This window comes from Pseudomonas sp. G7(2022) (assembly GCF_052660475.1).
In genome coordinates this window covers 2828215-2846897 of record NZ_CP109659.1, presented here as the reverse complement: position 1 = coordinate 2846897, position 18683 = coordinate 2828215, and the positions used below count along the sequence as shown (strand labels likewise).

Annotated in this window: 18 protein-coding genes; 7 read left to right on the top strand and 11 right to left on the bottom strand. The window is 59.3% G+C overall.

What is annotated here, in order from left to right; translation table 11 throughout:
- Window positions 1-21: 21 nt before the first annotated feature.
- Window positions 22-1293 carry an OmpP1/FadL family transporter gene (locus NE357_RS12810; protein WP_169430166.1) on the bottom strand — a complete coding sequence of 424 codons (1272 nt, stop codon included), beginning with the start codon at window positions 1291-1293 and terminating at the stop codon, window positions 22-24.
- 199 nt (window positions 1294-1492) lie between these two features.
- Window positions 1493-2113: a TetR/AcrR family transcriptional regulator gene (locus NE357_RS12805; protein ID WP_169430165.1), complete on the bottom strand. Its 621-nt coding sequence runs from the start codon at window positions 2111-2113 to the stop codon at window positions 1493-1495.
- Window positions 2114-2204: 91 nt separating this feature from the next.
- On the opposite strand from NE357_RS12805, the gene NE357_RS12800 reads away from it, so the two are divergent.
- Window positions 2205-2363 carry a DUF2790 domain-containing protein gene (locus NE357_RS12800; protein WP_249314416.1) on the top strand — a complete coding sequence of 53 codons (159 nt, stop codon included), beginning with the start codon at window positions 2205-2207 and terminating at the stop codon, window positions 2361-2363.
- Here NE357_RS12800 and NE357_RS12795 read toward each other — a convergent pair.
- Entirely contained in the window at window positions 2353-3279 is a 927-nt protein-coding gene (locus NE357_RS12795; RefSeq protein ID WP_169430164.1) for a LysR family transcriptional regulator, read from the bottom strand. The two genes, NE357_RS12800 and NE357_RS12795, sit on opposite strands and share 11 nt — an antisense overlap.
- Window positions 3280-3498: 219 nt before the next feature.
- Here NE357_RS12795 and NE357_RS12790 point away from each other — a divergent pair, with 219 nt between their 5' ends.
- The 6 genes from NE357_RS12790 to NE357_RS12765 all read left to right on the top strand — a co-directional run bounded on the left by NE357_RS12790 (window position 3499) and on the right by NE357_RS12765 (window position 10669).
- Window positions 3499-4935 carry an NAD-dependent succinate-semialdehyde dehydrogenase gene (locus tag NE357_RS12790; RefSeq protein WP_169430163.1) on the top strand — a complete coding sequence of 479 codons (1437 nt, stop codon included), beginning with the start codon at window positions 3499-3501 and terminating at the stop codon, window positions 4933-4935.
- 11 nt (window positions 4936-4946) lie between these two features.
- Window positions 4947-5279 carry a carboxymuconolactone decarboxylase family protein gene (locus NE357_RS12785; RefSeq protein ID WP_169430162.1) on the top strand — a complete coding sequence of 111 codons (333 nt, stop codon included), beginning with the start codon at window positions 4947-4949 and terminating at the stop codon, window positions 5277-5279.
- Window positions 5280-6281, top strand: coding sequence for an NAD(P)H-quinone oxidoreductase (locus NE357_RS12780; RefSeq protein ID WP_169430161.1), 1002 nt, complete (start codon window positions 5280-5282; stop codon window positions 6279-6281).
- Window positions 6282-6475: 194 nt separating this feature from the next.
- Window positions 6476-8335: an ABC transporter ATP-binding protein gene (locus NE357_RS12775; protein WP_169430160.1), complete on the top strand. Its 1860-nt coding sequence runs from the start codon at window positions 6476-6478 to the stop codon at window positions 8333-8335.
- Between the two features lie 222 nt (window positions 8336-8557).
- Window positions 8558-10051 carry a basic amino acid/polyamine antiporter gene (locus NE357_RS12770; RefSeq protein WP_169430159.1) on the top strand — a complete coding sequence of 498 codons (1494 nt, stop codon included), beginning with the start codon at window positions 8558-8560 and terminating at the stop codon, window positions 10049-10051.
- 75 nt (window positions 10052-10126) lie between these two features.
- Window positions 10127-10669, top strand: coding sequence for an Hsp20/alpha crystallin family protein (locus NE357_RS12765; RefSeq protein WP_169430158.1), 543 nt, complete (start codon window positions 10127-10129; stop codon window positions 10667-10669).
- A 55-nt stretch (window positions 10670-10724) separates the two neighbouring features.
- Here NE357_RS12765 and NE357_RS12760 read toward each other — a convergent pair whose 3' ends face one another.
- The 8 genes from NE357_RS12760 to groL all read right to left on the bottom strand — a co-directional run bounded on the left by NE357_RS12760 (window position 10725) and on the right by groL (window position 18527).
- On the bottom strand, window positions 10725-11867 hold the full coding sequence (locus NE357_RS12760; RefSeq protein WP_169430157.1) for an ABC transporter permease: 1143 nt from the start codon (window positions 11865-11867) through the stop codon (window positions 10725-10727).
- 2 nt (window positions 11868-11869) lie between these two features.
- A complete protein-coding gene (locus NE357_RS12755) occupies window positions 11870-13348 on the bottom strand; it encodes an efflux transporter outer membrane subunit (RefSeq protein ID WP_169430156.1) in 1479 nt (492 codons plus the stop codon).
- Window positions 13348-14235, bottom strand: coding sequence for an efflux RND transporter periplasmic adaptor subunit (locus tag NE357_RS12750; RefSeq protein WP_169430155.1), 888 nt, complete (start codon window positions 14233-14235; stop codon window positions 13348-13350). Before NE357_RS12750 ends, NE357_RS12755 begins: the two co-directional genes overlap by 1 nt.
- Window positions 14232-14864 (bottom strand): ABC transporter ATP-binding protein, encoded by a 633-nt coding sequence (locus NE357_RS12745; protein WP_249314414.1) that lies wholly within the window; start codon window positions 14862-14864, stop codon window positions 14232-14234. Before NE357_RS12745 ends, NE357_RS12750 begins: the two co-directional genes overlap by 4 nt.
- A 65-nt stretch (window positions 14865-14929) precedes the next feature.
- Window positions 14930-15184, bottom strand: coding sequence for an Lpp/OprI family alanine-zipper lipoprotein (locus tag NE357_RS12740; protein ID WP_169430153.1), 255 nt, complete (start codon window positions 15182-15184; stop codon window positions 14930-14932).
- 176 nt (window positions 15185-15360) lie between these two features.
- Window positions 15361-15921, bottom strand: coding sequence for a nitroreductase family protein (locus NE357_RS12735; RefSeq protein ID WP_169430152.1), 561 nt, complete (start codon window positions 15919-15921; stop codon window positions 15361-15363).
- A 34-nt stretch (window positions 15922-15955) separates the two neighbouring features.
- The gene (locus tag NE357_RS12730) at window positions 15956-16843 is read right to left on the bottom strand and encodes a universal stress protein (RefSeq protein ID WP_169430151.1); all 888 of its coding nucleotides are present in this window, start codon (window positions 16841-16843) and stop codon (window positions 15956-15958) included.
- A gap of 67 nt (window positions 16844-16910) precedes the next feature.
- The gene (gene groL / locus NE357_RS12725) at window positions 16911-18527 is read right to left on the bottom strand and encodes a chaperonin GroEL (protein WP_085702069.1); all 1617 of its coding nucleotides are present in this window, start codon (window positions 18525-18527) and stop codon (window positions 16911-16913) included.
- Window positions 18528-18683: the final 156 nt, after the last annotated feature.

Genomic DNA, 18683 nt, shown 5'->3' with positions numbered 1-18683 from the left:
ATTTGGCTTGATAGCGCTCAACTAGAAGCGGTAACTGACCGACGTTCCGAACCCGCTGGCACTGTTCTTGTACTTGGCACTGTAGGCACCTCTCGCTGCCGAGGTGTCGTTGACCTCCACGCTTTCCTCCCAAAGATAGGAATACGCGAGATCGATCGTGACATTGTCCACGGGTGTCCAGCCGGCGCCGATGCTGACAACCTTACGGTCGCCCGTCGGAATGCGCGGCCCCCGATTGGTGTTGTTGGCGGGTGACTGATCGACCGAAAACCCGCCACGCAGCACCCATTGGCTGTTCAATTGATAGGCCGCACCGATCGCGTGAGCCCAGGTGTCATGCCAGTTCTGCTCTTCGCTGATCGTCCCCAATTGACCGCTGAGCAAGGGCGGCAAGCCGCTGTTCTCAATCGTCAGCTCCTTGAAGCGGCTCCAGCGCGCCCAGGTACTGCCCACATAAAGCGTCCAGTCGTTGTTGAATTGATGCGTCAGCGAAAAGTCCACCGACTCCGGCGTGTCGACATCCAGCGATGCGTCGTAACTACGGCCGCTGACGCCCAGTACGCTGAAGATCCCATCGGTGACCTTGGTTTTGGCATCCAGGTGGTAACTGACTTTGGAGTGATACGTCAGGCCCAGGCGGGTCTGTTCGGTCGCCTGCACCAGCACGCCAGCATTGAAGCCCAGTGCGGTGTCATCGCCGGTGCTTTTGAGCTTGCCGTCATTGCGCCCCGGGCTGAGTGGATTGGGCACCATGCCCGATATCTCTCCGCCGATACGATTGATGGTCGGCCCGAATCCGATCGACACCTTTTCGTTAAAGGCGTAGCTGATGGTCGGCTGGAAGGTCAGCGTGGTGACTTCACTTTTGTTGGCGTAATAGCGTCCGGCAAAACCACTGCCGTAGTCGGTGATCAGCCCGAAAGGCACATAGAACCCGACACCGAATGCCCAATGTTCATCGATCGGTTTGACGTAATACCCCATCGGTACTGTGGTGGTGGGCACCATGTCGCCGTCTTCCTTTCCCCCAAACGTACTGCGTGTCTGGCTGATGTCCGATTTGGCGAACAGCGTCGCCGCCCCCACGCTCACCTGCTCTCGTTTAAGCCGCGCCATGCCTGCCGGATTGCCGTAGATCGTACTGGCGTCTTCGGCTGAAGAAGATCGCCCGGCAAAACCGGACCCCATCCCGCTGATGCTTTGTTCGTTGAGGGCAAAACCACCGGCCAACACATTGGAGGACACCAGCGCAACGGCCAGGCCGAGGGGGTTCTTGAGCATTATTTTTTTCATTATCTGGACTCTATGGGATCACTGAAAAACAACATCGAGAAAGACAGCGAAGCCATACTATCCAAGTGACCATTTCAGTCAATGGTCACATGAAGCAGAATTCAAAGCCGTACCGGCACGCATGTGCCGGTAACAGGAAATCCGGTTGGGGGATGTCGCGCTCTGGCTCAGCTCACCTGAACTGGTGATCCGAGTTAGCTCAGGGCATCAGGCTACGCAGAATGAGGTTGGAGGTCAGCGTGGGCGCTACCTCGATAAAATCCAGATTGTGCTGCAGCAGCAACGGGTTGACGAAGGGGCGCAAGGCCAGATGAATCGCCTCGACGGTCTCGTCCAGTGGGGTCTTGCGCTCGAACTCTCCGAGCTCCCGCCCTTCACGCACGATGTCGAAGATAAAGCGCTTGATCTGGTCTTCATACATCTGGGCACTGGGCCAGCGCTCCCCGGCGGAAAATGCAGCGATGTCGTAGAGTTTGCGATCATTGAAGAACAGGTCCACACCCGTTGCTATCACGGTTTTCACCAGGCGGCGGAAACGCTCGGTCGGCGAAATCGCCTCTGCGTTAACAGCCTGTTCTACCGCTGCAACGATTTGGCCCAGACAGTTTGAGCAGATCGCTTCGCCGATCGCCTGTTTGGAATCAAAGAACTTATAGATGTACGCCTTGGAAAAACCGATGGCCCTGGCCAGATCGGAAACCGTGGTTTTGCCATAGCCGTATTGGCTGAAGTGTTCATTGGCTGCCGCGACAATCTGATCACGAATGTCGTGATCGACTGGGCCACGAGGGCCGGGCGAAGATAGGGATGGCTGATTCATGGGCGTAGCTTACTCACCCTCTCGAGGACTTACAAATCGTGACCAATGAAACATATAGTCACTAATCGAACATTCGCATACCCTCAGCTCTGTGACAGCGGCACACGACGGTCCTGCAAAGACTCGACAGATCGAGCAATACGCCTACGGCAGCCACCTTGATGTCGCCAAGGTCAACTCTGAAGACCCGGTGCCGGATGTTTGTGCAGTCGTACCGACGCACATGACCTACCAGGATTTCAATCGATAAGCTCTTTGGCCGTGGCTGCCAGCAGACTGCCAACCCGATCCTTCAACGTGTCGATAAAGCGCGTGATTTTTGCATCGACGAACTGCCGGGAGGTATAGACGGCGTAAACGTTGCGCTCATAGGTGTGGTAGTCAGGCAGAACCCGCACAAGCTTCCCGGAACGCAAATCCTCGATGGCCGTGAACCCGGCCAGCAAACCAATCCCCGCCCCCTCTCGAATGGCATGTGCCATCGCATCCATATCGTTGACGCTGAAACTTGGCCCTGTCGGGACAAACGTCGCGTCCCCCGCCTTGCTCCTGAGCTGCCACTCATCCCGCACATAATCCACGGTGCCCAACAGCAGACACTGGTGATCACGCAGGTCTTCAGGCGTCTCGGGAGCCGCATGTCGGGCCAGGTAGTCAGGTGACGCCACCAGCACACAATGGCTGACACCGATCTTTTGGCTGACGTACGCCGAATCGGGTAGCGCTCGAGCAATCAGAATCGAGACATCCAGTTGGTCTTCCAACAGGTTCGGCATGCGTTGCGAGAGCAATAAATCCACCGTCACCTCCGGGAACTGCCGGCGGTACTCCAGCACCGCCCCCGTGACCAGATGCCGAGCCAGCCCGGGGACGCAATGCACACGCATTGTTCCCCGAGGCTCCAGCGCGGCATTGCTGGCTTCGGCTTCGGCACTCTCCAGATCAGCCAGAATTTTCGTGCAGCGCTCATAGAATCGTCGCCCCGCATCGGTGACCGAGAGGCGTCGGGTCGAGCGTTGCAACAGGCGCGCATCGAGCACGTTTTCAAGCGCGGAGACAGCACGCGATACGTTACCCACCGTTGAGTCCAGATGATTGGCCACGGCCGTGAAACTGCCCATCTCGACAACCTTTATGTACACCGACATGTTCGAAAGCTTATCCATCGCGACCTTCCTGTAGATCTGACGCTCACCGTGACAACCCGCTTTTTTCCGGATGCTACACGTTCGGCCCGCGGCTCGATATTACCTCTGCCGACAACAATGATTCCCTTTGGCCCGTCTAAATCGATGGGCTCTCCTTCCATAGACTGGGTTGCACAGGCCGCCCGATCAGGCGCCGGGTTTCATACGAATCTCTGACAACCAACTGAAGGACACAGCATGAAGACTTCCTACGATCCGCTTTATCTTTTCATCGGTGGTGAATGGATCAGTGCCGAAGGGCGCGATACTGCCGCCGTCGTCAATCCGGCAACCAGTCGGGAAATCGGACGCGTCCCACTCGCCACCGCAGACGACCTTGATCACGCCCTTGAAGTGACTCGCCTGTGCTTCGAACAATGGCGTCAGACTGTGCCTGACAAACGCGCCAAGATCCTCAAGCGTGCCGCTGACCTGATCCTCGAACGTGCGCCGCAGATTGCCGCGCAGATGACCTTGGAGGAAGGCAAGCCGCTGAATGAAAGCCTGGATGAAGTGACCCGCGCGGCGGAGTATTTCGAATGGTTCGCCGAAAGCGCCCGGCGTATCGATGGCCGTGTGGTCCCGTCCAATCGTCCAGGCGTATTGCAACTGGTCAAACGCCAGGCCATCGGCCCGGTGGCCGCATTCACACCGTGGAATTTCCCGGCCATCACCCCGGCACGCAAGCTCTCGGCAGCACTGGCCGCCGGTTGCAGCGTCATTCTCAAACCAGGTGAAGAAAGCCCCTCTACAGCGCTGGCCCTGGCGCGTGCACTCGACGATGCAGGATTGCCCAAGGGTGTGTTGCAAGTGGTCTTTGGCGTACCGGATCAAGTGTCCAGCCATCTGATCGCTTCGCCGATCATTCGCAAAGTGACCTTCACCGGTTCGGTGCCGATCGGGCGCCTGCTGTCTGCACGCGCTGCCGAAGGCGTGAAACCCATCACCCTTGAACTGGGTGGGCACGGACCGGTGCTGGTCTTCGAGGATGCCGACATTGAAAAAGCTGCCGTTGAGGGCGTCGCCAACCGGTTTCGCGGCACCGGGCAGGTATGTATTTCATCCACCCGGTTTCTGATCCAGCGTGGCGCCTATCAAGCCTTTGTCGATCAGTTTGTCGCTGCGACCCAAGCGCTGAGAATCGGTGACGGCCTGCATCCGGACACACAAGTCGGACCGTTGGCCAACCCAAGACAGCTGGCCAAGATGGAAGAGCTGGTCGCCGATGCCGTTGAGAAAGGTGCACGGGTATTGGTCGGTGGTGAAGCCTTGTCAGGCGAAGGCTACTTCTTCCAGCCCACGGTTCTGGCGGATGTGCCGATGAACGCCCGCGTCATGCACGAAGAACCCTTCGGCCCCATCGCCGTACTGATGCCGTTCGATGAACTGGCCGATGGACTGCAAGAAGCCAACCGCCTGCCCTACGGACTCTCCGCTTACGCGTTCACCTCCAGCGCGCGCACGGCCATTGACGTTGCCGACGGATTGGAGGCCGGGATGATCGGGATCAACCAATATCGCATCGTCGCGACCGAGCTCCCGTTCGGCGGCATGAAAGAAAGCGGTCACGGCTCCGAAGGCGGCATTGAAGGCATCGAGCACTATCTCACCCACAAATTCATCAGCCAGGTTTAAGGAACTCGCCCATGTCCAAGCTCAATTTCAAAAGTCCTCGGGAAGCCGCGCGCGCGTTCACGCCAAAGCTGTCGCAATTCGTCGACTCAACGCTTTATCCGCACATCTGGAGCGATCCGGCGCTGTCCCCGCGCGACCGTAGCCTGATCACCGTGGCGGCATTGATTGCCGGTGGTCACTCGGAGGAGTTGCCTGCTCACTTACGCCGGGCGGCTGGCAACGGTGTGACCCAAGACGAAATGGCGGCGGCGATCACGCACCTGGCGTTCTATGTAGGCTTCCCTGGCGCCATCACCGCATCGGCTATCGCCAACGCCACGTTCAACGAAACGGAGAACAACTGAATGAAAGCCATCAACATCAAAGAGTTTGGTGCGCCAGACGTCCTGGAACTCGTAGAGGTTGCCAATCCTGAAGTCCGTCCGGACGACCTGCTGGTGCGTGTCTATGCCGCCGGGGTGAACCGTGCAGATCTGACTCACCGGACCGGTGGGTACGGGCATCCGAATTTTGGCGACTCGCTGATCATCGGTCTGGAAATCGCCGGCGAAGTGATCGGCAGAGGGAGCTCGGTGACGGGGTTCGAGGTGGGAGATCGAGTCATGGGCGTGGTCGGCGGCGGTGCCTACGCCGAGTTGGCGCGCATCGATTACCGCATGGCCATGCACATCCCGGCACAGCTTGATTATGTACAGGCGGCGGCCATTCCCGAGGTCTTCGTCACAGCCCATGAAGCAATGATGCATCTGGCTCGGCTCAAGGCTGGCGATTCGGTGTTGATTCACGCGGCCGCTGGCGGCGTCGGCTCCGCCGCTGTGCAGTTGGCTTACACCACAGGTGCCACGGTGTATGCGACGACCGATCGCAGCAAGTTGGCGCGTGTCGAGCATTTGGGCGCTGATGTGGCGATCGACTACAAGACGCAGGATTTCGCTGAGGTGATCACCGACAAAACCCAGGGTCGCGGTGTCGATGTGATCATCGACTTTATCGGTGAGCCCTACTTCGCCCGCAACATCGCGTCCCTTGCACACGGCGGTCGCCTGATTCAGGTGGGCATCCTTGGCGGAGGCGGCAACATGACGGTGGCGCTGGAGGACATTCTTTACCGCCACTTGCAAATCATCGGCACGGTCATGAAGTCCCGCACGCAACCGGAGAAGCACGCCATGATCAAGCGTTTCCGCGAGCACTGGCTTGATCGCTTCGAGGGTGCCGGCAGCCTTGAGCCAGTCGTCGATAGCACGTTTGCGTTATCACGGGCTGCAGATGCTCACCGTCGAATGGAGTCTTCTGAAAACGTCGGAAAAATCATTCTGACGATGCAGCCCGAAGACCTGCTTTGAGCCTGGCCATGATCCATCTGTGCCATAAGCCGGGGATCGCCAGACTGCCCGTTACGCCTCGCTGCTCCGTGCCTGCTGGTTAGTATTGAGAACCGCCCTGCGGTCAAACTCGGCCGTGCGGCTGTTGTCCTCTTATCCGGGGCCAATGACGAAAATGGCATACTCCCCTGAAACTGATCATTTCGGAGACCACTATGCTTCGCGTGTTTGAACGCAGGCTCGACCCTTTCCCACCCGACGAGGCACCGCCACCGCCCGCAGGCCTGTTGCGTTTTCTGTGGGCCTGCACCCGGGGTGCCCGGGGTTATGTCCTTGCGCTGGCGCTGCTCAGTGCCGGCGTGTCGATCTACGAGGCCTGGCTGTTTTCGTTTCTCGGGCAAGTCGTGGACCTGCTCTCGGCCTGGCAGGCCGGTGGCGCCCAGAGTGCGCAGGAGCGTCGGGTGTTGTGGGGCATCGCCATTGTGTTGCTGACCAGCATCGGTCTGGTGGCGTTGCGCACGATGGTGCAGCACCAGATATTGGCGATCAATCTACCGCTGCGGCTGCGCTGGGACTTCCATCGCCTGATGCTGCGACAAAGCCTTTCGTTCTTCTCGGACGAATTCTCCGGCCGGGTCACGACCAAAGTGATGCAGACCGCGCTGGCGGTGCGCGAAGTGCTGTTCACCGTCATCGAAATTGCCCCCGGCATCGGTGTTTACTTCATTGCGATCATCGCACTGGCCGGTGGTTTTGCCCTGAAACTCATGCTGCCCTTTCTTGCCTGGGTCGCGCTGTTCGGGTTGGCGATGCTGTATTTCGTGCCGCGTCTGGGACAGGTCGGGCAGGAACAGGCCCATGCACGCTCCTCGATGACGGGGCGGATTTCCGACGCTTACACCAACATCACCACGGTGAAATTGTTCTCGCACTCCAACCGTGAAGCGCATTTCGCGCGCGCAGCGATGGAGGATTTCAAGCACACCGGTTTTCGCCAGATGCGTCTGGTCAGCCAGTTCGAGATCGTCAATCAGGCACTGGTGGTCGGGCTGATTCTTGGCGCCGGTGGTTATGCGCTCTGGCTCTGGCACCAGGGCCAGGTCGGCGCGGGTGCGGTGGCGGCAATCACCGCCATGGCGTTGCGGATCAATGGCATGTCCCACTGGATCATGTGGCAGATGACGTCGCTGTTCGAAAACATCGGCACCGTGCAGGACGGCATGGAAACCCTGACCCGGGGCCCGAAAGTGCAGGACGCGCCGAACGCCGGCGTGCTGGTGCCTTCCGGCGGCGCCGTGACCTTCGACAACGTGCACTTCAACTACAACGGTGAGCGCCAGGTGCTCGACGGCTTGAGCCTGCACATCCGCGCCGGGGAAAAAATCGGTCTGGTGGGTCGTTCCGGTGCCGGCAAATCAACGCTGATCAACCTGCTGCTGCGCTTCTATGACGTGGACAGCGGTACGATTCGCATCGACGGGCAAAACATCGCGCAAGTAACCCAGGACAGTCTGCGCAGCGCCATCGGCATGGTCACGCAGGATACGTCGCTGCTGCACCGCTCGATTCGCGACAACATCGCCTACGGTCGCCCGGACGCCACCGATGCGCAGGTCCGCAGCGCGGCGATCAGCGCCCAGGCAGACGGTTTCATCAGCCAATTGAGCGACCGCCAGGGACACACCGGATACGACACGCTGGTGGGCGAACGCGGCATCAAGCTGTCCGGCGGTCAGCGGCAACGTATCGCCATCGCCCGGGTGATGCTCAAGAACGCGCCGATCCTGCTGCTCGACGAGGCCACCAGTGCCCTGGACTCCGAAGTCGAAGTCGCCATCCAGGAAAGCCTCGATGACATGATGCAGGGCAAGACCGTCATCGCCATCGCCCATCGTTTGTCGACGATTGCGGCCATGGACCGACTGATCGTCATGGACGAGGGCCGCATCATCGAACAAGGCACCCACGCCGAGCTGCTGGAACGAAACGGCACTTACGCACGCCTCTGGCAACATCAAAGCGGTGGGTTTCTGGGTGAAGAACAAGGGCTGGACGAAGCAATGGACCGGGCGTAAGCCCTCCTGCTTCCCTTCCCTGCAGAACGCTGCTGAAAGCCCTCGACTTGCCTGCGGCGCGAGCCGCGACCGGTTGATCGTCACCCGCGGCCGGCGCGGCGTTTTTCTCTCAGTTGATTTTAATCAAACACGCCTGCGCGTTTCTCGCCGAGATTAATCCTCGAGGTCCGCATGACCGCGTCCGCGGCCAATGCCGACCATCCTGTCTCGTGGAGGCGCGTCATGGCTACTCAACTGCAAGACGTTCAACCGGGCGCTACCCCCGCCCAGCATTCGCCACTGACCGGCAGTTTGCGCAAGAGCGAGCCCAGGCGCCTGACGCTGAGCCTGCTGGTGGCGCTGGTGGTGGGTTCGATGATCGGCAGTGGCATTTTCAGCCTGCCGCAGAACATGGCCGCCAGCGCCGGGGCCGGGGCGATCCTGATCGGCTGGCTGATCACCGGGGTCGGCATGCTGTCCCTGGCTCTGGTCTATCAGAGTTTGTCCAACCGCCAGCCGGCACTGGATAACGGTGTGTTCGCCTACGCCCGGGCACTGGGCGGTGACTTTCTCAGTTTCAACTCTGCCTGGGGCTACTGGATCAGTGCCTGGATCGGCAACGTCAGCTATCTGGTGATTCTGTTTGCCGCGCTGAGTTACTTCTTTCCGGCATTTGGCGACGGCAATAACAAGGCAGCGATTGCCGGTGCGTCGGTCGTGCTCTGGTCGTTGCACTGGATGATCCTGCGGGGCATGCGCACGGCGGCCCGTGCCAACGCCCTGAGCACCGCGGCCAAGATCGTGCCGCTGCTGTTGTTCATCGGTTTTGTGATCGCGGCGTTCCGGCGCGACACGTTCACCATGGACTTCTGGGGCGCACCGGCGCTGGGCAGCACCCTCGACCAGGTCAAAAGCACGATGCTGGTGACGGTCTGGGTGTTTATCGGCATCGAAGGCGCCAATGTGTTTTCTGCCCGCGCCGCAGAACGCGCCGATGTCGGACGCGCCACGGTCATCGGTTTTGTCATCACCCTGTTGCTGCTGATTGCGGTATCCCTGTTGTCACTGGGCATTCTCAAACAACCGGAACTGGCCGCCCTGAAAAACCCTTCGATGGCCGGCGTACTGCAGGCCGCCGCAGGGCCATGGGGTGCCGTGCTGATCAGCATCGGCCTGATTGTTTCGGTCGGTGGCGCCCTGCTCGCCTGGACGCTTCTGGCAGCCGAATCGGTGTTCACACCGGCGAAGGAAAAGGTCATGCCACTGTCGCTCGGCGTGGAGTCCACCCGTGGCGTACCGGTCCACGCCTTGTGGCTGACCAACGGATGCATCCAGCTGTTTCTGCTGCTGACGCTGTATTCGAGCGCCAGTTACCTGGCACTGATTTCCCTTGCCACCTCGATGATCCTGCTGCCCTACCTGCTCAGCAGTCTGTATGCACTGAAAATGACCTGGCAGGGCGAAACCTACGCCGGTCATCGCGCCCTGCAAGTGCGAGACCTGACCATCGCGCTGGTCGCCACGCTGTATTGCGTCTGGCTGCTGTACGCCGCCGGCCCCAAATACATGCTGCTCAGCGCCTTGCTCTACGCCCCCGGCTCACTGATCTACCTGGGCACGCTGAAATCCCGTGAGGGTCAGCCCCTTGGTGGTCCCGAGACAGGTCTGCTGATCATCATCTGGGCCGCAGCGGCCTACGCCGGCTGGATGCTGTGGTCCGGGACGTTGACGTTGTAAGGAGTTCGTTCAGTCCGCGCGGTTCGCCGACAGGACGTCCGGCGCTGCGCCTTCCATCCGAGAGGAGTACCGAAAATGAGCAATTCCGTGAAAAAAATGCAGGAACATGCGGACGCAAAATCGAACAAGGTGCCCGTGACGACCGATCTCTGGCACCCATTGGAGAAGCTGCGGCAACAGGTTGACCACCTGTTCGAGGACTTTAACCGCGGGTCATTGATATCGCCCTTCAGTCGTGGTCTGTTCGATGTCGAGCCGTTCTTCTCGCGTGACTTGTTCTCCCGCAGCATGCCCGCGGTGGACATCACCGAAAAGGATAAAAGCTTCGAGATCACCGCCGAACTGCCCGGCATGGATCAGAAGAACATCGAGATCAAACTGTCCAACGGCAGCCTGATCATCAAGGGCGAGAAGAAGGAGGACAAGGAAGAAAAACGCAAGGGCTATCACTTGAGCGAGCGTCACTACGGTTCCTTCGAGCGGGTGTTCAACCTGCCCAAAGGGGTCGACGCCGAAAAGATCGATGCGCACTTCAGCAAAGGCGTATTGAGCATCTCGCTGCCGAAAAAACCCGAAGCGATGAAAGCGGACAAGGTCGTGCCGATCAAGGGCGAATGAATCCGCAGACGTATGCCCCTTGCCGGGAAACCGGCAAGGGGCTTTTTCTTGGGCCTCAGCCTCTGAAAATGTCGAACGGCTCGATCTTCAGCACCTTGCGAATGCCCAGGTAGCTGGAAAACCCGGCAATCAACAGCACCAGACCAAACGCCAGTCCCAGATTCCAGAAAGTGACGATCGCAGCGTAGTTGGGAAGACAGGTTCGTGCGATGACGATCATCAGAGTCACCAGTCCGATGCCCAGACCATAACCGGTCATCGCGGTGAACATGGCCATGAAGAAGATCATGTAGACCATCTCCCGGTTCTTGGCGCCGATGGCTTTCAAAGCGGCAAACTTATCCAGGTTTTCCAGAATGAAACTGTAGAACGTCTGACCGGAAATCGACAGGCCGACCAGAAAACTGATGATTGTCATCATCAGAATATTGGTCCCGACACCGGTCTGATAGATGTAGAAGTCGGCAATACGCCGGTTGAACTCATCCCTGGTCAGGGCGATGTAGCCCAACCGCGCCACTTGCTGCTTGATGGCTGCCTCACCTTGCCGGCTTCTGGGCTTGAGCAAGATGTATGACACGGTGAAGCGTGTCGTAGGGATGTATTCGATGGCACGCCGGTAGGTTGTGTAAAGCGTCGGCACTCCGGTCAATCCACCGACCAGAACCCTGGCGATGCCGACGATGATGCCCCGGTGGTCGTTGAGCTCGAACGAGGTACCGATGGCAGGGTTGCCCAGTTTTGCGAATTCAGCATCGTGAACCACGATGAACGCGTTTTCGGCGTAGATATCCTCGATGGCGCCCTGCTCCAGGGCCGGACGACCGAGCAGGCTGGTGTCGTCCAGACCAATCACGCTAACCCCTTGATATGTGCCATTTTCCAGGCGCACCTGGGCGCTGCCAATGAATACCGGGACGGCGTATTCCACCTGCTGCATGCTGCGCACTGCGTCCAGCAGGTAGTCCGGCAACGGGATGGCAATCGTCGGGGTGTTGACCGCCGGATCGATGATCCACATCGGTGCTCCGACATTGGTGACCGTCGAATAGGCGCGGTTCAGGATGCCAGCGAACATGGCGGTCATTTGCATCATCAGGAACACCGAGAAGGTGATACCCACCAGTAACGCCGAGAATTTGGCGCGATCATTGACTAGGAGTTTGTACCCGATGCGCAGAATTCCACTGTATTTCATGCCTAGTTTCCGCTAATGCCAGTATCGGGCCGGTTCCACCAGCCACCGCCCAGCGCCACGAACAACGCAACCGTGTCCTGATGCCGCTGCGCCAATGCTTGAAGGTAAGCAATATCGACCTGATGCAACTGCACGTCGGCCACGAGCAGATCCAGATAGGTCACCAACCCCGAGCGATGGTTGGCCTGCAATAATCTCAAGGCCTCTCGGGCAGCGGCCTGCGCCTCGGCCTGCTTCTGTAACGTTTGCGCATCGAGCTCTATTGCCCTGAGCACATCCGCCACCTGCGCGAAAGACTCCAGCACCACTTGTCGGTAGTTCGCCGCTGCTTGCTGATAGACGTCAATTGCCGACTGGCGGCTGTACCACAGGCGCCCTCCCTGAAACAGCGGAATATCGATCGACGGCCCGAAGTTCCAGAATCGTCCGGCACCGGCAAACAGTGAACCGGTGTACGACCCAGCCGCCCCGTAGGTACCGCTCAAGCTGAAGCTGGGAAACATAGCCGCCGTGGCGACACCGATTTGCGCGCTGGCCTGATGCAATTGCGCCTCGGCGGTGAGGATATCCGGACGCTGGCGCACTAGGTCGGAAGGCAGACTGACCGGCAGATCGTGCGGTAACGAAAGTGCTGTCAACCGAATGTCGGGAAGTTTGAGTTCTGCAGGCATCACGCCTTCGAGCGTGGCCAGCAAGTGCTCGCTTTGACTGACTTTCTGTTTCAGCGCCGGTAACGAGGCCTCGTTAGTCGCGATCAGGCTCTGCAGGCTCAATGTCGCCGAATAAGGCACCGTTCCGCTGCGCACCTGAACTTGGGTGGATTGCAGCTGCTGGCGCTGCAAACCGATCAATTGTTCCGTGGCCTCGATCTGCGCGGTATAGGCTGCCCGGGCAATGGCCGTATTGACGACATTGGCCGTTAGCGTGAGATAGGCCGCCTGAGTCAGCCAGGTCTGGCGATCGACCTGGGCCTGCAAGCCCTCCACGGCACGTCGCTCGCCGCCAAAGACATCGAGGGTGTAGCTGATCGTGCCACTGAATATCATCACGTTAAAGATCGAGCCTGCCGTCGTCAGCCCTTGCTGGACCGGCGCGCTGCGCTCACGACTCGCGCTGAAGCGGGCATCGAGCTGCGGATAGAAGACCCCGTGACCGGCTCTGAGCGCGTTCTGGCTTTGACGCAAACTGGCCTCGGCCGCCTGCAAGGTCATGTTATGGGTGATCGCCTGGCGCACCAGTGCATCAAGCGCCGTCGAGTGGAAAAAGCGCCACCAGTCCGGTGTGACCTCACCGCCGGGCACGAACTGTTGAGCCTGGCCCTGCGCAGCAACAGTCCCCGACAGCGGCTCGTTCAGATAGCGCTCTGACACAGGCGTGGCCGGAGGCGAAAAATCCGGGCCGACCGTGCATCCGCTGCCCAGCAACAGGTTCAGTGCAAGGTAGAAGCGCCCAGTGCGGCGTAACCGGTCTACCCTTTCCATTACTTCTGACCTATGAACACATCCACCAACTGCCCCGGGTAGACGTTCGGCAGATCTTTCTTCTCGAAGCGAAAAATCACCGCCAGCACCCTCAGGTCGACTTTTTCCCGGCGCTGGTTGGACAGCTCGATTTTCGGCGATACGTAAGGCTGCACCCGCACGAAGGCCAGCGGCACACGGATGTCCGTGCCGTGAATCAGCATCTGCGCCTGCATGTGCTCGGGCGCTGGTAAACGGGCGATCAGAATCTCGTCCACATAACAGCGCACAGCCAGATGCGCCTGATCGGCGCTCATGACCAGCAGCGGCGCGAACCCTTGGGTGTAAACGTCATAGGCCCCCTGGGGCGATACATAACTGCCCACTGCGCTGTTAACAGTCATCACCACACCGTCCGCTGGCGCCTTGATGAGGTATTGCGCCAGCAACGCCGCCGACGCCTTGAGGGCAGCCTGCGCCTGGGTCACGGAATTGCGCGCGGTGTCCAGGGTATCTTTGCTGATCGATTTCGGATCAATGTTGTAAGACGCCAAGCGCTTGTTGTACTGGTCGCGGGCGGTGGCCAGACTGGCCTGGGCCAGTTCGAAATTGGCGCGTGGCACCGCGTCGTCAAGTGTGACCAGCGGCTCCCCGCGGTTGACGGTCTGCCCCTCCTGCACCCACACCCGAGTTACCGGCGCGGCCACCTGCGGATAGATCACGATATTGCTGCCACCGGGCTGCTCGCCCTCGATGATGCCATTGGCATAGATCGCGCTGGCATCGTTGCTGCTCGCTGGTGCGAAGGCGGGCGGCAGCGGCTGCGGTGTCCGCCCGAGCAGATAGGCGGCGATCAGCCCCCCGAGAACACCGACTACCGCCAGCGTAAACAGCAGGGACTTTTTCACGATATGGCATGCCCGGTTTCGCTGATTCGGCCGTCAGCCATGTAGATGATACGGTCGGCGTACTCGTTGATCCGTGCATCGTGAGTGACAATAAGGATGCAGCGTTGCTGATTGAGTACTCTCTCCTTGACGAACGCGATGATCATTTTTCCCGTGTCCCCATCCAGAGATGCCGTGGGCTCGTCCATTATCAAGATTTGCGGCTCCCCCACGATGGCTCTGGCAATGGCAACGCGCTGTTGCTCCCCTCCGGAAAGCTTCATGGGCAAGATGTTCCCCCGATCCTTCAGGCCCACCACCTCCAGACTCTGGCGGGCCTTCGAAAGCGCATCGTTCCATTTTTGATGCCGAAGGATCAGGGGGATGGCGACGTTCTCGGCCGCCGTCAACCGCGAAAACAAGTGATAGTCCTGGAACACGAACCCGATGTGATCCAGGCGCAGCTCGGCCAATCTGTCGCTGTTCAGGCTCCAGATGTCCAGGCCATTAATCAGCACCGTTCCTGAGTCGGGTCGCAGGATGCCGGAGAGGATGCTCAATAATGTGGTCTTGCCGCTACCCGAGGGGCCGATGACAAACACCATTTCGCCGAACTGCGCGACCAGCGCCACCTGGTCAACCGCTTTCATGCGCGTACTGCCTTTGCCAAACCACTTACACAACCCGCTCGCAACGATGGCCGGGCGGGGGGGCATTATTTGCGACTCGCCTTTTCAAGCATTCGGCTGGCGCGTTCATTGGCCTCATCGGCGGTGCGTTGTGCCTGACTGGCCGCGGCCTGCGCCTGTTCCGCTTTTGAATACGCGGCATCGGCTCTGGATTGCGCAACAGCGGCAGCGCTTTGTGCCGAATCGATACGAGCATTCATTTCTTGCACATGCTTATGACTGCACCCAGCCGTCATCGCCAGAAGGACGCTCAGCACAACAACAGATAAACGCTTGTTCATGGTGGTTCTCCTCAGTTGAGTGAGCCGGGAACACGCCGGCACCCTTCAAAGTATCGGCCCCCCCTGCGCCGGCACTGTGATTTTTGTCAATGAATGGCCAACCCGGCGTGCCGGTTAATCACTCGTCGCAATAATGTGCGCGTGCCCGCTCATCCGGATGAATGCTCAGCGGTGCATCAACCAATCCAGCGAATCTCTGGTGCCTGATGGGCAACAGGCGCCGGCGCGGCTTTCGGATGGCCGACGATGATCGGTGCTACCGGAACCCACGCCTGTGGAAGATTCAGCATTTGCTTGCCCTGTTGAGTATTGAGATACCGCTGGGCAAAACCGATCCAGCAAGTGCCCAGTCCTTCTGCACAGGCACTGAGCATCAGGTTCTGGGCGGCCAGCGCACAGTCTTCGACCCCCCATTGCCCAGGTGCGTCAGCCGAGATCAGGATCAGTACCGGTGCGTGATAGAAAATCTGAAAGTGCTCGTCATCGAGCAACGCGTGAAAGCGCTCTGATTGTGATCCCGGTGCCAGCGTCTTGAGCATGCAGGCTTTCGCCTCGCGTGAAATTCGATCCAGCAACGCTTGGTCGCGAACCACGGTGAATCGCCAGGGTTGTTGGTTCATCGCACTTGGCGCCAAGGTGGCGGCACCGATCAAGCGCAAAATGACCTCTTCATCGACAGCCTGCGCGGTGTATTCACGTGTCGAATGACGGCCAGAAATGGCCTGGTCAATGTTCATAAGCATTCCTCCTACAGGGACCTCCGGCGCGGTGCTACACAGCCAGAACGTTGCAAGGGACCTGATACAGAATGTGTTCGGTGGTACTGCCGAGCAGCTTGTCCAGACCGTGGAATTGCACGCGCCCCATGACGATTACATCCACCTGATGCTCGTCTGTGAACTCGCTGAGCGCTGCAACGGGGTGCCCCACCGCAAAATGCCGGCGATCAGCCGGTACGCCATGCTGACTGGCCCAGTCGAGGTAGGTCTTTTCAAACTCACGGCGCAAGCCTTTAGTCAGTTCGGCGATTTTCAGGCCATCGCCCAGTTCTGCCAGGTATTCCTGCGAAACGTCATAGGCATACAACAGATGCAATTCGGCATCACACTGGATAGCCAGCGCAGTGGCCTGCAGGATGATGCGCTCGTTCAACCGATTATTTTCCAAGCCGTTCGTAGAGACGTCGACCGCGGCTACAACCTTGCACGGTAATGCATGGGCCGCGCCGCCAAGCAGGTACACCGGCACTTGGCATTGGCGCAAAAGATACCAGTCCAGTGGGGTGAAGAATGCACGTTTGAGCAGTGACTCGTGTTGCACTTCCTTAATAAGCAAGTCGGGATTCAACTCTGTAACGTGATCAGAAATCTCCTGTTTTATGTCGTCCGCCCAAGCGACTTCGCAGGTCACTGCTACGCCTCGGCCAGACAGTTTCTCCGCCTGGGACTTCAACCAGTCGCGTTGGTTCTGAAGATAGCTTTCCCGAACCTGTTTCCTGCTGCCCTCGTCAAGTAGCCACAGAATGTCCAGCGTCTTGACGAGGGCGACGATGTGCAATGTCGCACCACTGGCCCTGGCCAGCGCGCCGGCATGGTTGATTGCCGGAGAGCGACGCAGGAGCGGGTTGATGATCAGCAAAAGGCGTTGATATTGGCTCATGATCTGTCTCCCGTCAGGCAGGTCGTGAGACCGGCCTTGCTCAAACGCCCGGCGACACTGCCGGACCTCATTCGCTGAACCCTGGCGGGATCGGCGACTCTTTCTCCGGAATATCCGTCAATATTGCCTCGGTCAGCAGCAGGATGCTGGCCACCGACACTGCATTTTCAAGGGCGATCCGCACCACTTTGGATGGGTCGATGATTCCGGCCTCGTAAAGATCGACGTAGCGATTGACCGACGCGTCGAAGCCAATGTTGCCAGGCTCAGCCAACATCCTCGCGACAACGACGCCGGCATCGACTGCCGAGTTTTCAGCGATGACCCTGGCCGGCGCCTCCAAAGCGCGCCGCATGATTTGCAGACCCGTGCGGGCATCCCCTTCATACTGCATCTCCTCGGCGGCAATCTTCGGGACGGCCTTGAGCAAAGACATGCCGGCACCTGGCACAATGCCTTCGGCGATGGCTGCACGAGTGGCGGAAATGGCGTCATCCAACGCATCCTTGCGGGTTTTCATCTCGGCTTCCGAAGGCGCTCCGACCCGGACCACCGCGACGCCGCCCGAGAGCCTGGCCAAGCGTTCCTGTAGCTTTTCACGGTCGTAGTCGCTGGTGGTTGTCTCCATTTGTGCGCGGATTTGCTGCATCCGCGCCTCGATGGCCTCGCGATTGCCAGCCCCCCCGATCAACGCCGAACTGTCCCTTTGCACCACCACCCGATGCGCCCGGCCCAATTGACTCAACTCGATCTGTTCGAGGGCAAAGCCCAGGTCATTGGAAATCACCGTTCCTGCGGTCAGAACGGCCATGTCCTGCAGCATCTCCTTGCGCCGGTCACCGAAGCCCGGAGCTTTGATCGCCACCGCTCGCAGCACACCGCGTATCTGATTGACCACCAGCGTGGTCAACGCCTCCCCTTCTATGTCATCCGCGATCAACACCAGGGGCTGGCCGCTCTTGGCCACGAGCTCCATCAGGGGCAGCAACTCCTTGAGATTCAGAATCTTGTGGTCGCAAAACAACAGGTAAGCGTCATCGAGTTCCACCTGCATCTTTTCGGTATCGGTGACGAAATATGGCGAGACATAACCTCGGTCGAAGCGCATGCCTTCCATGACCTCGACCACCGTTTCAGTGGTTTTTGACTCCTCGACGCTGACCACTCCTTCAATACCAACCTTCTCCAGGGCATCGGCTACCAGTTGGCCAATGACCGCATCGTTATGCGCGGATAGCGTCGCGACCTGGACCTTTTCCCTGGGCGTACTCACTGGTCGCGACAGCGTCCTCAGCGACTCCACAACCAAAGCGAGTCCGCGATCGAGCCCGCGTTTGAGGTCGATCGCACTGGCACCCGCCACCACATTGCGGATACCGTCCGCGAGGATGGCCTGGGCCAGCACCGTTGCAGTGCTGGTACCGTCCCCCACCGCGTCACCGGTGCGCTCGGCAGCCTGACGCAACATTTGCGCACCGAGATTTTCTTCCGGATCCAGCAGGTCGATGCGCCTGGCGATGGTTACACCATCATTGCAGACTGTTGGATTGCCCCATTTATTCTGAATCAGCACCGACTTGGACTTGGGGCCCAGCGTCACGCGCACGGCATCCGCCAACTGAGTGGCACCGCTGAGAATCCTCTCGCGGGCGGCGCCGCGAAATACCAGCTTGCTGTGAGCCATCGGATCGCTCTCCTGACAATTCCACGTTCAAGCAGGGTCTATTAACCACTCCCGGCGACGTTGACTTTTATCAACAAAGCCCTGAGCAGCCCGGTCCTCCTGTCGCCTCATGCATAAACGCGGACCATTGGCTCGAGCCGCCTCCAGCGCTTGCAT

Coding starts and splice junctions, on each gene's coding strand:
- NE357_RS12770 (WP_169430159.1), top strand. CDS start 8,558: ATGGCTACTCAACTGCAAGACGTTCAACCGGGCGCTACCCCCGCCCAG.
- NE357_RS12810 (WP_169430166.1), bottom strand. CDS start 1,293: ATGAAAAAAATAATGCTCAAGAACCCCCTCGGCCTGGCCGTTGCGCTG.
- groL (WP_085702069.1), bottom strand. CDS start 18,527: ATGGCTCACAGCAAGCTGGTATTTCGCGGCGCCGCCCGCGAGAGGATT.
- NE357_RS12805 (WP_169430165.1), bottom strand. CDS start 2,113: ATGAATCAGCCATCCCTATCTTCGCCCGGCCCTCGTGGCCCAGTCGAT.
- NE357_RS12785 (WP_169430162.1), top strand. CDS start 4,947: ATGTCCAAGCTCAATTTCAAAAGTCCTCGGGAAGCCGCGCGCGCGTTC.
- NE357_RS12790 (WP_169430163.1), top strand. CDS start 3,499: ATGAAGACTTCCTACGATCCGCTTTATCTTTTCATCGGTGGTGAATGG.
- NE357_RS12775 (WP_169430160.1), top strand. CDS start 6,476: ATGCTTCGCGTGTTTGAACGCAGGCTCGACCCTTTCCCACCCGACGAG.
- NE357_RS12780 (WP_169430161.1), top strand. CDS start 5,280: ATGAAAGCCATCAACATCAAAGAGTTTGGTGCGCCAGACGTCCTGGAA.
- NE357_RS12745 (WP_249314414.1), bottom strand. CDS start 14,864: ATGAAAGCGGTTGACCAGGTGGCGCTGGTCGCGCAGTTCGGCGAAATG.
- NE357_RS12730 (WP_169430151.1), bottom strand. CDS start 16,843: ATGAGCCAATATCAACGCCTTTTGCTGATCATCAACCCGCTCCTGCGT.
- NE357_RS12795 (WP_169430164.1), bottom strand. CDS start 3,279: ATGGATAAGCTTTCGAACATGTCGGTGTACATAAAGGTTGTCGAGATG.
- NE357_RS12740 (WP_169430153.1), bottom strand. CDS start 15,184: ATGAACAAGCGTTTATCTGTTGTTGTGCTGAGCGTCCTTCTGGCGATG.
- NE357_RS12735 (WP_169430152.1), bottom strand. CDS start 15,921: ATGAACATTGACCAGGCCATTTCTGGCCGTCATTCGACACGTGAATAC.
- NE357_RS12765 (WP_169430158.1), top strand. CDS start 10,127: ATGAGCAATTCCGTGAAAAAAATGCAGGAACATGCGGACGCAAAATCG.
- NE357_RS12755 (WP_169430156.1), bottom strand. CDS start 13,348: ATGGAAAGGGTAGACCGGTTACGCCGCACTGGGCGCTTCTACCTTGCA.
- NE357_RS12760 (WP_169430157.1), bottom strand. CDS start 11,867: ATGAAATACAGTGGAATTCTGCGCATCGGGTACAAACTCCTAGTCAAT.